Origin of the sequence: Sulfitobacter sp. W074, from assembly GCF_025142275.1 — a bacterium.
GTDB classification, from domain to species: domain Bacteria; phylum Pseudomonadota; class Alphaproteobacteria; order Rhodobacterales; family Rhodobacteraceae; genus Sulfitobacter; species Sulfitobacter profundi.
Genome location: NZ_CP081132.1, coordinates 157,023 through 169,494, shown reverse-complemented (window position 1 = coordinate 169,494; position 12,472 = coordinate 157,023). Strand labels below are relative to the sequence as shown.

The 12,472-nt window shown below is 52.8% G+C and carries 11 protein-coding genes; 3 read left to right on the top strand and 8 right to left on the bottom strand.

Going from position 1 to position 12,472, the window contains the following annotated elements:
* The 3 genes from K3762_RS19015 to K3762_RS19005 form a co-directional block, all read right to left on the bottom strand.
* Entirely contained in the window at positions 1–1,026 is a 1,026-nt protein-coding gene (locus K3762_RS19015; RefSeq protein WP_260013067.1) for a bifunctional 2-polyprenyl-6-hydroxyphenol methylase/3-demethylubiquinol 3-O-methyltransferase UbiG, read from the bottom strand.
* A gap of 46 nt (positions 1,027–1,072) precedes the next feature.
* On the bottom strand, positions 1,073–2,401 hold the full coding sequence (locus K3762_RS19010; protein WP_260013065.1) for an HlyD family type I secretion periplasmic adaptor subunit: 1,329 nt from the start codon (positions 2,399–2,401) through the stop codon (positions 1,073–1,075).
* A gap of 109 nt (positions 2,402–2,510) precedes the next feature.
* A complete protein-coding gene (locus K3762_RS19005) occupies positions 2,511–4,238 on the bottom strand; it encodes a type I secretion system permease/ATPase (RefSeq protein ID WP_260013063.1) in 1,728 nt (575 codons plus the stop codon).
* A 520-nt stretch (positions 4,239–4,758) separates the two neighbouring features.
* On the opposite strand from K3762_RS19005, the gene K3762_RS19000 reads away from it, so the two are divergent.
* Entirely contained in the window at positions 4,759–5,967 is a 1,209-nt protein-coding gene (locus tag K3762_RS19000; RefSeq protein WP_260013059.1) for a DUF4214 domain-containing protein, read from the top strand.
* Positions 5,968–6,364: 397 nt separating this feature from the next.
* Complete coding sequence (locus K3762_RS18995; protein ID WP_260013057.1) at positions 6,365–8,056, top strand: hypothetical protein; 1,692 nt, start codon at positions 6,365–6,367, stop codon at positions 8,054–8,056.
* A gap of 444 nt (positions 8,057–8,500) precedes the next feature.
* On the opposite strand, the gene K3762_RS18990 is transcribed toward K3762_RS18995, so the two are convergent.
* The 5 genes from K3762_RS18990 to K3762_RS18965 form a co-directional block, all read right to left on the bottom strand.
* Positions 8,501–8,920 (bottom strand): hypothetical protein, encoded by a 420-nt coding sequence (locus K3762_RS18990; RefSeq protein WP_260013054.1) that lies wholly within the window; start codon positions 8,918–8,920, stop codon positions 8,501–8,503.
* Between the two features lies 1 nt (position 8,921).
* A complete protein-coding gene (locus K3762_RS18985) occupies positions 8,922–9,494 on the bottom strand; it encodes a hypothetical protein (protein WP_260013052.1) in 573 nt (190 codons plus the stop codon).
* A 435-nt stretch (positions 9,495–9,929) separates the two neighbouring features.
* Positions 9,930–10,322 carry a hypothetical protein gene (locus K3762_RS18975; RefSeq protein ID WP_260013049.1) on the bottom strand — a complete coding sequence of 131 codons (393 nt, stop codon included), beginning with the start codon at positions 10,320–10,322 and terminating at the stop codon, positions 9,930–9,932.
* Between the two features lie 158 nt (positions 10,323–10,480).
* On the bottom strand, positions 10,481–10,834 hold the full coding sequence (locus K3762_RS18970) for a hypothetical protein (protein ID WP_260013047.1): 354 nt from the start codon (positions 10,832–10,834) through the stop codon (positions 10,481–10,483).
* Between the two features lie 427 nt (positions 10,835–11,261).
* Positions 11,262–11,621, bottom strand: coding sequence for an H-NS histone family protein (locus K3762_RS18965; protein WP_260013044.1), 360 nt, complete (start codon positions 11,619–11,621; stop codon positions 11,262–11,264).
* A gap of 281 nt (positions 11,622–11,902) precedes the next feature.
* Here K3762_RS18965 and K3762_RS18960 point away from each other — a divergent pair, with 281 nt between their 5' ends.
* Positions 11,903–12,385: a DUF995 domain-containing protein gene (locus tag K3762_RS18960; protein ID WP_260013043.1), complete on the top strand. Its 483-nt coding sequence runs from the start codon at positions 11,903–11,905 to the stop codon at positions 12,383–12,385.
* Positions 12,386–12,472: the final 87 nt, after the last annotated feature.

The window sequence follows — 12,472 nt, the reverse complement described above, 5'->3', positions numbered from 1 at the left end:
TTAAGCCTCCTGAAGAGGTTTGTGGCCGAGAACGGCGAGGTCCTGGGCGCCGAACATCAAATTGGCAAGCTCTGGGTCAAATCCTGGCTTGGCCATGAACTCGGCGAGCCTTTCATGGGGGTGCAGTCGGCGCGTTTCGATGGGCTGGAATCCCATAGTTTCGAAGAGAACGGTGAGAACCGGATCGGTCATCGGGTGCAAATGCGTAGGGTCATTGTGAAACGACGTCGCGCCCACCAGAACGTTGCGCACATTGGGTGTCTCGAACAAGAGCAAGCCACCTGGCGCCAGCACACGCATGGCTTCTCGGGTGATCCAGAGAACTTCTTCAAAGGGCAAATGCTCGATTAGGTGGTGCGCGGTGATGCAGGCCAAAGAGTTGTCTTCCGCCTCACTCAGCGCGCTGCGGGCATTCCCCTGCCGCGCATCCAGCCCTTTTTCTTGAGCTTCGCCAATTTGCACCGAATTGGTATCAATACCGATGGCAGTAAGGCCTGCATCGTTCAGCAGTTCCAGCCATTCCCCCCGGCCACAGCCAATGTCCATGACCGGTTTGCCGCCTGTGCGAATGACAGCGCTTTCCACATCAGGCAGATAGACGCGCAACCTGTTGCGGATGTCGGAGACAGAGCCACGGTATTTGTTTTCCAGCCTATGATAGAAACTGTCCATGACAGCCTCAAGGCCCCCTGCCTTTTGGGCGGCCGGGGTGGTGTGTGGGGGCTGGTTTTGCTCACCTTGAGAGGCGAGCAAAACCTGATCTAAGCGCCGAGACAGTTCAACAAAGTTCCGTGCAAGTTCTGCATTGCGGGCCATCAGGACTTGGGTTTCGCCCTGAACCATCTGTTTGATCCCGTCCCGGAGGCGTCGCTCACGGGCTTCCCATCCATTAAGACGTTCTATGCTGCGTTCTATTTCTTGGATACTGCGACGGGCTTCTTTGGCCAGCCGCTCTGTGCGCCCGAGCTTGAAGATTGCCGCTATGTAATCGCCAAAACGTTTGACCCCGCTCACATCATCTCCCATCGACTTTTAGCCTTTTCACTAAGAGTACACCTTCTTTGCTCTGCGGTTACTCTTCGCGCAAACTTTTGAAAATTGCTTCGGACAGCGGGTCTAGCATGTACTGCAACACGGTCCGTTCACCTGTTAGGATCACCACATCTGCAGGCATGCCCGCAGTCAAACCATCGCGTATTTCATCTGTTAGGTTCTCGTCCGGCACCTTGATCCGCGCGAGGTAATAGGGCGCTTCGCTAGGGTCTTTGGTGGTGACCACATCCGTCGAGATCGACAGGACTTCTCCTAACACCAACTTTGACAGGCGGGCCTTAAAGGCCGAAAATCGCACTTCGGTTTCGAGCCCGGGGCGTACGTTGTCCACATCCACAGGTGCGATCTTGGCGTCGATGAGGAGTGTCTCATTGCTGGGGACGATCTCCATCAGGATCTCACCTGAGCGGATCACAGAGCCGCGGGTGGTAACGGCGAGGCTTTGCACCTTGCCGGTCGTAGGGGCCAGAATGGTTGTTCGCCGCATCCGATCAGCGGCCACGGTCAACTTTTCATTGATCTCGGAAAGCTCGGAGCGCGCGGTCTTAAGCTCACTGTTGGCGCGTTCGCTATATTCTTGCTTGAGCTTGAGAATATTGAGACGTGCCTCTCCCGCTGCCGCTTTGACTTGAGCAATATCCGACATGGCCGTCCCAATGCTGGCTTCAATCTGGATCACCTCATCTTGCATCTCAGAGAGGCGGTTGCTTTCGATTACGCCCCGCTCTTCGCCTGTGCGCATCCGTTCGAAAAGCTCGTTGCGCAGCGCATGGCGTCGTTCCACAGCGGCGAGCTGGACCTCATAGCCTTCCGCTTGACCGTTCAGCTGCTCTGCGCGGAACTCGAGAATTTCAGTTTGCGACAAGAAGATTGATCGACGGTCTTCAAAGATGTTGCGTTGAGCTTGCACCGCGCTTTTCACATGAGGATCTTCAGCATTAAGCAAGTCAGGAGAAAAATCGATCTCTTCGGCAAAGGTCTGCTCTGCAACTAACCGAGCGATCAGGGCTTCAGAGGTGGCACGGCGCTGTTCAAGCACCGTTATTTCCGAATTGACCTGAATGTTGTCGAGCACAAGCAAAGGGTCGCCTTGCTCCACAAAATCAGCTTCGCGCACCAAGATCTCCTGGACGATACCGCCCTCAAGGTGCTGGACAACTTTGCGGTCGCTTTCCAGCGCCACCACCCCAGGGGCCACAACCGCGCTGGCGATGATCGCGAAATAAGCCCAGGTGCCCAGGATGCCGAAGGTGATGAACAAGATGACATACCCTGCAAAGGAGTACTTTCGCGGGTTTGCCATTTTTTTCAATTGGCCCGCAATCAGGGTTGATTGTGCTGTTGCCACGGTTGAATCCTAAATCTCTGGTCGCTTTGTGTGAATGAGAGCTGTTTTGTCATTTTGACAAGGATCGGACCAGCGCCACCTGTGGGCCTCGGTCAAATCCTGCCAAAATTTACAGCTTGGCCGTGGACAGCGACATGGTCTGGGGCTGCTGCGGCTTTTGTTGTTGCGGTTGCTGCTGGGGCTGTAACAGCTCCTTTGTGGCCACAAACCGCTGCACCGTTCCTTCCCTCAGGATCAAGGTGAAGTCGGTGGCACTCAGAATATTCGCCTTGTGGGTCACCAAGACAATCGTCTTGCCTTCACTTTTCAGTTGCGTGAGGCAACGTGCCAGGGCTTCTTCGCCTTCACTGTCCAGGTTCGCATTGGGCTCATCAAGCACCACAAGAGAGGGGTTGCCGAAAAGCGCCCGGGCCAGTCCAACCCGCTGCCGTTGACCGCCAGACAAACGGCCGCCGCCACTTCCGATTTGGGTGGCATAGCCGTTGTTCAGCCCGGAAATCATTTCGTGGGCTCCAGCAAGCTTGGCGGCTGCAATAATGTCGTCGTCGGTGGCATCGTCCATAAATCGAGAGATGTTTTCGGCGACGGTGCCCGCGAACAGTTTTACGTCTTGCGGCAGATAGCCGATGGTTTTGCCCAGCTGATTGCGGTCCCAATGGGAAAGTTCCACCTGATCAAGACGGATCGTGCCATTGATCGGGTCGCCTACACCGACCAGATGACGCGCAAGCGTAGACTTTCCCGACCCACTGGGGCCAATAAGAGCCAACGTCTTTCCGGCTGGCAAATCAAAGCTAACGGCCCGTAGGATCGTATCGCGGGTGCCGGGGACAACAGTCGTAACACCTTCAGTACTGAGATGCCCTTTCGGCTGGGGCTGTTGAAGGCGTGTAGGCTCTTCTGCAACAGCTTCAAAGAGCTTTTTCAGTCGTGCATTGGATTGGCGGGCAGCAACGAATTCTTTCCACTGTCCGACGGCCTGCTCAACTGGAGCCAAAGCACGGCCCATCACGATAGAGGCCGCGATCATGACGCCTGCGGAGATCTCCCCTTGCATGGCAAGATAGGCGCCCGTGCCAAGGATCGCGACTTGGAGAGCCATTCTGACGAATTTTGAGCTCGACATGACCGCGCCAGCCCAGTCACTGGCTGTTGCTTGCGAGACGAGCATCCCATTGCGCTTGACCTGCCACCGTTCTGCCAAAGCGTCTTGCATTCCCATTGCACGAATGACTTCCGCATTCTGCATTGTGGCCCCCGCAAATTCGGACGCTTGCTGACCTTCTGTATTGGCCGACTGCAGCGCATTACGGGTCAGATATTCATTGAGGAGCGCGAGGGTGAAGATCACGATCGTACCGCCCGTGGCCACCCATCCCAGCCAGGGATGGAAAGCAAAGCACAGCGCAAGAAAGATCGGGGTCCAAGGTACATCAAAGAAGGCCAAGACGCCTTGCCCGGTAATGAAACTGCGGACCTTGTCTGCATCACCCAGAGCGGTGCGCGCGCCGCTGGTAGGGTTGACCAGCTGCATTCGTGCCACGCGGTCAAACAGAGGCCGTGAGAGGATGCTATCAAACTGTAAACCGGCACGCACCAGCATACGTGAGCGGACAAATTCCAGCGTGCCATAGGTGATGAGAAGGGCCACGGCGATCACGGTGATCACAGCGAGTGTCATCTCGTTTCGGCTGGACAGCACCCGATCATAGATCTGGAGCATATAAAGGGGGCCTACGAACATCAGCAAGTTCACAAAGAAGCTGAACAGGATCGTCGCCCCGAAAATGGCGCGGAACTTCCGATAGGCCTGCTGAAGCGGGTTACTGGCACTCATTGGATAAACATCTTTCACAGCCAAACATGGTCGTCTCGCTATAAACGCTTTTTTAATGAAGGTCACGCCCAGTATACGCGGGCCCGATTACTAGGAAAGGCTTCAATTAAAACCGGAGCAGAAGATGGCGTGGCGCCCAATCCGTTGTATCGTTGGCTTAGACTGGTGTTCGAAAAGGGGGGGGGCGTCGTGATGGGAGTTGCCAGCGTGACCACCAACAAGGCTATCTGAGAGAAGGGAGTTCGCGTCTAGGAGCTTGAGCGCCCGTTAGGCCGCAAGACACTGGGAAACGCTGGATAAATCACGGGTAAAGCCATCGCCATACTTTAATCTCGCAATATAGGCCGATGGAGCAGCAGGATAACTTTCTATATTGGCAGGCAAAGTACCATCACGGCATTGCTTTGAGCTTTTGTGAATAGCGTTGATCGAATCGCTTTCTTATCGGAGAATTCCAAAATTACCGCGGTCCAGCCTGTGAAGGCTCTTAGGCCGAATTTTTATAAAGAGGATTTTATCTATGGCTACCGCAACCGTATTTGTGCCAACCACCATGCCGGATCTTTCAGTCTGGTATGGGGATATTGTGATGGCAACATCCTCAAAAATTATTATTGATGATGGCTATGGCCGAAGGGCGGAGTACACAGGAAGTTTCTCGTATACGTCCTACTCATATGAGGTTTATGGAACACTAGATACTGTCGAGGAATTCCGCAACGGGACAAAGATTTACTCTGTCGATAATATTGGGGCCGATGCCTATCAGATGTATCAGGCTGTGATGGTCTATTCAGATGCCGATCTTGCTGCCCGCCTACTTTTGAACGGGAGCGATGATATCTCCGGGTCCGCGGGAGCGGATATCATCAGTTCTTATGCTGGCAATGATATCATTCGTGGTCTCGGAGGCGATGACAAGCTCTACGGTATGAGGGGCAATGATACGATAGATGGCGGGGCAGGGACCGACAGCGCCCTATATGCTGGTAACTCTAGTAACTTTAAGCTGACTTTATCGGCGTCCACTGTCGTGATTGAAGATAAAAGAGCGAGTCGCGAAGGTGTAGATCAGTTGATTGATGTGGAGCTCCTTGAGTTTGGCGAAACGGGTCAGACAATTAACCTGGCGCAGCTGGACGGTCCAACTGGCTTGTCTGAAGAGGCCTTTGAGAGTTTTATTGAGCTCTACATCGCCTACTTCAATCGCGCCCCAGATGCCCTTGGTTTGAATTTCTGGGGAACCGCTTACGCCAACGGCACCACGCTAGAAGAGATGGCAGGTCTGTTCATCGATCAAGACGAAACGCGCGAAACCTACCCCGCCTCGCTAACGAATGAAGAGTTTGCGACAGCAGTTTACAACAATGTTCTCGGTCGAGTTCCAGACCAAGAAGGGTTTGATTTCTGGGTCGACGTGTTGAACTCGGGCACTCAGGGTCGAGACCAGTTTATTCTTTCTGTTTTGGGCGGCGTGCAAAATGGAAGCCCGGATCGCGCTTATCTTGATGCCAAGATTGACGTCGGTGCTTATTTTGCCGTGCACAAGGGGATGTCTGATGTTGCAAATGCATCTGCGGCAATGGATTATGTTGATGGAACTGACGCCGGGGTCGCAAATGCCGTGGGCGTGATCGACGGTTTCTATCACGATGCTATCGATCCCTATAGCGGAGAATTCATTCTGCAACTGGTTGGTGTTTTGGACAACCCATTCGAGATATCTTGAGGGTCGCCACAATTCGGGGGTATGCGCACAATAGCGTCGGTGAGGCTTATATCTGTGTCCACATCCGGCGAAGACGTTTTGAAATAGATGCTTGTTGTGTTGATTTTGCCATCACGTCCCTTAAGTGAAGCTGGAGAAGAGCCAGAATCTGGTTGGCCGGATGGTCATGGTCGCGCAGGGGGCTGTTTGTTGGCGCGCTGCCACTTTGATGCCCCCCTTTGATCGGCAGTTTTGTGAATGCTGGAACTGCCATTGCTCTCTGCGCATCTCCGCGATTTTACCTATAATCACCTGATTTAACTAAGATTTTCTAAAACATCACGTCTTGCAGAGTTATCCACTATAATATCTTGGACTTTACCCCCAAAATGATATGGTGGCGTAAAGGATTTACTTGATGTCTGATGTTATTCGGTTTCCACGGTCTCTTAGGTCGACTGCTCTGGCCGTCTCTGGTCTGACCGAGGCTGAGGATGCGCCCGGCAACTTCAAGATGTCAGACCTCTATGGCAGAGTAAGAGAAGATGCGGCTGTCGATGATGCCAGCCCTGAGCCTGACACCAACGTTTCCTTTCTCCAACAGCCTAGCAGCCTGCCTGCACCGGTCACAGGGTGGTCCAACCAAGAGTTAGCAGACCTTTACCGTACGCAACGGATACTGGCACTGGCCGGAGTGACGACCCAAGTGGATCGCGGGGTCACCGATGAAGGAGACCCGTGGTTTGTCTTCATGGACAGCCAAGACGAAGTGCTGGTTCATTTCAGCCGTTTCGACGGGGCCTATATGGTTACTAGTCAGATGCAGGACGCCCCCATCAGAGGCGACAGTCTACAAGATCTGGTTGCTGAGTTCTCTCGCCGCGTGAAGCCGGTGACACAGGCCGGACAATTGGGGCAAAATGTCGTCTCGATCGCAAAGCGCAACCGCGATGTGGTTTTCATACACCCTGCAGCGGCTTTGGCAGCATTGGTGTGGTCAATCTACCTGATGTCAGATGAGCTTATTGCGGCAACTTCCATAATTACTGCAGGAGAGGCTGAAGACGTAGGGCTTACTTCCGTGGAAAAGGGCGCAGTTGGTGACCTTGATCCTGTTGCAGATCACGCAAATGAGCTGCCGCCCGTTGCTCAAAAAGCAGCTCTGCTTCCTGCTGACCAAGACCTGACAAAACAGGGGGCAATCGCGTCTTCTAGCCGTGAAAGCTTAGCGTTAGGTTTCTCTGGACATGGCGCTAAAGCTATAGGGGCCAGCCTAAGCCTTGTTGCTCTTGCCGTGGGCCTGCCTTTGCCTGCGAGCAACGCTCTAGAAGTTGCGGATGAGAATGGCGCTTTACAAAAACTAAACTTGGCAAGCCTGTCCGCAGCACTCACTCAGGTTAAAGCCAAAGAAGCTGCCCTTTTGGTGGCCTCAGAGGTCACTCAGTTGCAGCAGCGAGAGATCGATGCGGCAGCACCGCCTGATAGCGAAGGGGAGGCAGAGACGTCTATCATTGAGACGACCGCAGACACGCCTGCGGCGTTCGAGGCCGTACAACCAACGCATAGCACTAAAATTACAATTCTTTCCACTCATGCACCGGAGGTCGCCCCGAGTTCTATGGCGCGCGATGACGTCTCCGCTCAGGCGTTAGAGAGTACTAAAAGAATGAAAGAGGTCACGCCGGCATCTTCTGCAGATACCGCAGGTGAGACTGTTAAAGAAATCAGTTTCCTGCAGAGCTTTGACGCGGCCTTCGAGAGCTTCGAAATCACCAGCCTCGACAAAATTGCTGAAACTGAACTCACTCAATTGTTTGACCCCGAGGACACGAAGGATACGCCAAATCCGCTAAGCCCGATCCAAAGCATCCAGGGCTTTGAGACTTTTGATCAAGATGCGCGGGTTTTCCTAGATTTCTTGCTGCACACCTATAGCAATATCAAAGTCGTCAATTTGGCCACAGAGATCATATTCATCCATATGGATGCCTTTGAGGGAAACGACAGCGCGCATGAAATCTACGCCAAAAGTTGGTCTTTTGATGATGGCGGAACAGTTTCCACCATCGGGTTCAAGAGTGATATGGCTCAATTTGATCTCATCGCCTGAGGGGCGCGGGCCCGAGGCTCCTGCCGAATAAGAAGCAGGCAAGGGTACGTTGTCCCACATTTTTTTCTTTGGGGCAGGTTCTGCCCATTTTGTTGATACATCACAGCCAGCATATCTTATGAGTGAGCAGACGGCGATGCGATCCTCTTCGGTTACATGTGACGGGACAGACATGGTCGACAAACCACAAATCTCAGCCACCGCACTAGAAGATCTGCATCTCCTGCAGAAGCGCGACAGCTTTGTCGGCAGCCAGCAGCAGTGATCACAGCGCAAACTCGTTCTAGTTATTGTCCGCCGGGACAAACGTTGCGACCGGCCATTCATTCTGCCGCAAGCCAGTACGGGCGATCCATCCGATGTCATCCCCAAATTGAGCACCACACCAGACACCATCTGAGGCGAGAAGACATTCACTCACCGTGGTTTTTGCAACACGTGGGATCATCCCGATAACTGGCGCTTCATAGCTGCTCTATTTTTTGGGGCGGGGCTTATAATAGTCGACGTTTCGGCGATCAAGCGCCCCTCATAGATCACGGTAAGGCGCGCTTCGAGACTGTCGAGAGGGCCTCCCCCGAGACTTATTGTGCTGACGTTCTGCGGCGTGCCGTCCATCAGTACAACCTGCGCCGATTGCTGCGTACGTGCGGAGGAGCCGTTCGCTTCGCGCAGTACAGTCAATTCAACGAGGACCGTCTCACCGCCTTTGCCAGCGACAGATGCAAAGAGATTAAGACCCTCTCCGGCGAGCTCAACGCGCAAAATCGGCATCGCAATCACACGGATTTCCTCGGCAACGCCGGCATGCGGAAAAAGCAAGAGCGCGGCCGACAACGGCTTAGCGCTGTGTAAGCGTCCCACGTTAATTTCCGCCGTTTAGAGACTGCCGCATGGTGATGCTGCCGCCGCTGTGGGTCACAACAGAGGCGGGATTGGCCGCCGTTACACCACTGCCGACCACTTCGTAAGTGATATTGGAGCCAGTGGTGGCATCTACATTCAGATCTGAATTGTTGTTGCTACGTTGAATCAACGCTCCAGTAAGGTTGTCACCACTGACGTTTACTAGGCCAATATTCTCACTGTCGATTTGCTGCAGGCCCGCATGTGAGTTAAAGCCAGACACTTCCAAGGTGGCCCGGTTTAAGTCGCCATCTTGATCTAGCTTGGCCAAAAGTGGTGCGCCGCTCGCCCCACCGATCATTTCGATCAAGGCTGTATTGCCGTTTCCCGAGTGAAAAGCCAAAGAAAGCCCTGCGCTACTGGACGCATGCGAGAAACCGCTGACTGCTTCGGAGTGATCAGCGTTCAGCTCATTTACTGAGCCTTTTTGTTCAATATGAATTTTATTATTGAATGTATTTTGAGCCTGCACTGGCGCTGCGAAGAATGCAGCAGAAAGGAGTGCAGAACAGGAAAACCGCCGTCCCACCATGGTAATAATCTCCATAAACTATGGTAAGACTATCATATGCCTTGGGGAACCACTACGCCGTTCTGCTGTGAAAGTGGCGGTGTTTCCTTGACTTGCCTGCAGAAGGGCAGCCTGGTTGAGTTGGCCTTCAAGCAAACCATTGATAGAAATACAAGCGATGTATTAGCTGTGTCGGTGGCGTCGTCGGCGATACTGTTCCTGAGCGGACCTGAGGCCCGCCTCACATTCTCTTTAATGACGACAAACTAGAAGCGCATAGGCAGTGAGCCTCCATAGGCGGCCAAGGAGATGTAGAATAAGCGCGCATTGGGGCAATACCACAACCCTTCTATTGCCTGCCCAAAGATTCTAAGCAGCTGCTGGCCGGTTATTCTGACATGCCGCAAAATCTTATCAACGCAATCGTGAAGGCCAGCCGCACCCGCTCCAATTATATCAGTGCTGCACAAAAGTATGCTTTTTAACGACCCCAAAAAAACTGCAGGTAGGGCCATTAAACTTCGAGCAGCTCTGTTGGGGCATGATTTTTATCAATCCCTGACTCGAATCGCGCAGCACAAGCGCGCAGCGATCTCCATCCAAGTTCTGGCTGAAGATGAGTTGTCCGTCTGATAAGGGTCTCAATTCCCCTTCGATTTTGCCAGAACACTCCTCCCCTCTAATGCGAAGTACCGCTTGGCCCTGGAAAACCTTCAGCGTTCCTGTGCCGCCGTCCTGGTCGGTTTCATAGCTGCCATCTGAAAGCTCAAGCGCCTGAAGGTCTTGGGGCGCGCTCAAAAATACGCAGGCTGCAGCCAGCAGCCCAATGTAAGAAGCGTTAATCTTCATGGTTCACCTTTTTTTGTCCACTAAAGGGGTTAACCCCTTCAGTGAATCGCCTGCTGCTCTTTTTATTAAGTGTGCGGCCAGTTAGATCGTATCAGCCGCATCACGCTCGGCCCCCATGCGCCTTAAGCATGGGGGACAAAGATGCGACCTGACAAGCTCTACATATACAAAATTTTTAGTGATCCATTGAGCGAAGCGCTAAAGACACAATCTTTGTTTCCGTCTTTTGAGGCTTGGCCCCCGAAAACTGACTGTAGAATTTGAGTTTGAAAGGGAGCTTGCAGGTAGATTCCATGCGTTGTCGGGATGGCAGCGATCAACCCGCCATCCCGACTAAAGGCCCCTAGAAAAGGCATCCGTTGAGTGAACGCGTTTGCCGGAGCAAAGGTATCGATCGTACTTCCCTCGTAAAGATCGAGCCAAAAATCGAAACCAGTAGCATCCAGTTGGCTGTTGCCAAGCAGAGCATCATAGGCCGTTTTGGCCAGGCCCGCGCCATCCTCGATGGCCAAAAGAATGTGCTGTCGGTAAACTCAAGACGCTCCAAGCCCACAAGTTTCTAAGGCTCCTGTAGTTTTCAGATCACCAAAACGGCCTATGAAGCAATTCTTGCGGAGCAATTGTCATTCGGATGTGCAGCAGTATATTTGCCACTTGTCGCCCACCTACAACACAGTTGCGCATGCATAAAGCCACTCAAATTATACTCACTGCTTCGGGGCCCCATTTGGCCCCGGTCTATGACGTAATCTGCGCGAAGCTGCGCTTGTCGCGCTATATCCCAGCTTGATCCTCCACCGGGCGAAAAGCTTTGCCGAGCGCGCTTTGAGTGTCGTCTCTTGACCGAGCCTTTGTCTGCTCGTTCAGGCAGCAGGGTCCAAGCCTGAATATATGGCCAGTAAAGTTTTAAAGGCCCTCGCCGTTGCGAGGGCCAAAGCTTCATTGGTTTGCAATGCGCATTGCCTCAGGCGCGGTTCCCGCGGCAATCTGATCGCGGTACCAGTTGGGCTGCCGTCCTTTTCCGGTCCAAGTTTGTGCATTGTTTGCAGGATTGGCAAAGGCGGGTTTTGAAGGCTTTTTCGCGGTTTTTGCCTTTTTCTTTGCTTTCCCAGGCGGCAGGCTTGCAGGTTCTGCAATTTCGCCTAGCGAAAAGCCAAACTCGGCGGCCGCCTTGGAGGCGGCCTTTTTTGCCTCGCGATGATCCTTCGCTTTTGCAGATGTTAAAGCCTTTTGAACATCATTCGAAAGCTTTTCAAGTTCTTTGCGAGACATCTTCCTCAGTTCACTTTTATCGATCATATGTGATTTCCATTTTTCTTTCGAGCTAAACCTCTAACGAACCTTAATATGCAAGCGATTAGGCCTGTTCAAGTTATGACTGTAAAATTAATCCTTTAGGCCTCGAGCTCAGGATTTGCCCAAATGTTGAAAAAGCAGGACTTATGCTATTTTTTCGATCATCAAACACGCATCATGTGCAAAATTATTCGAACAAAAAGCCTGCGGGATAAACATTGACATGAGACCATAAATCCGTTGAGCATATCAATCACGGTTCCTTCTATTGAAAGGGTTCTCCCATGTTTGGTCGAAAATCTTGGCTTGTTTGTTGTGTCATCGCAGCTCTTCCGCTCGGTGTGATGGCAGACCCGTTGCCTTATAAGGCTAAGACCCCCGCACCCAGCCAAGTCATTGCAGCTTATATTGGCAAAACCGAACAATGGGGCGCAGACTGTGACGGTGGCATTTACTTTGGTCCGAACAATCAAGCTCGGGCGTGGTGCGCGCAAAGCAGCGATAGTTTGGGGGCGGGCTCATGGACCGTCGATAGCCAAGGACGCATGTGTCACAACCTCACATGGTACTGGCCCAATAGCGGTCGCGCCGGCAGCTCTCCGGGAGAAAAAAGCTGTATCCAGCATGTAGTTGATCGTTTCGACCGTGTCTGGCGCAGCTATCCAGGAGAGACAGAATGGTGGCCAGTTAAAGGGGACGCGAGTTTAACCCGCGGCTACATATACCAAAATGAAGTCGCTAGGCTCAAAAAGAAGCTTGGAATATAAGGCCCGGTGAGCATTGCTTTCTGCTATCACCTTCGCAGATAAAACTTGGGCCCGGTCGGTGCAGGCGGGTTCGAAGTAATCCACATT

Bases quoted from the DNA above. Each gene is read 5' to 3' on its own strand.
- K3762_RS18995 (WP_260013057.1), top strand. From the start codon at position 6,365: ATGTCTGATGTTATTCGGTTTCCACGGTCTCTTAGGTCGACTGCTCTG.
- K3762_RS18965 (WP_260013044.1), bottom strand. From the start codon at position 11,621: ATGATCGATAAAAGTGAACTGAGGAAGATGTCTCGCAAAGAACTTGAA.
- K3762_RS19000 (WP_260013059.1), top strand. From the start codon at position 4,759: ATGGCTACCGCAACCGTATTTGTGCCAACCACCATGCCGGATCTTTCA.
- K3762_RS18985 (WP_260013052.1), bottom strand. From the start codon at position 9,494: ATGGTGGGACGGCGGTTTTCCTGTTCTGCACTCCTTTCTGCTGCATTC.
- K3762_RS18975 (WP_260013049.1), bottom strand. From the start codon at position 10,322: ATGAAGATTAACGCTTCTTACATTGGGCTGCTGGCTGCAGCCTGCGTA.
- K3762_RS19015 (WP_260013067.1), bottom strand. From the start codon at position 1,026: ATGGGAGATGATGTGAGCGGGGTCAAACGTTTTGGCGATTACATAGCG.
- K3762_RS18960 (WP_260013043.1), top strand. From the start codon at position 11,903: ATGTTTGGTCGAAAATCTTGGCTTGTTTGTTGTGTCATCGCAGCTCTT.
- K3762_RS19005 (WP_260013063.1), bottom strand. From the start codon at position 4,238: ATGAGTGCCAGTAACCCGCTTCAGCAGGCCTATCGGAAGTTCCGCGCC.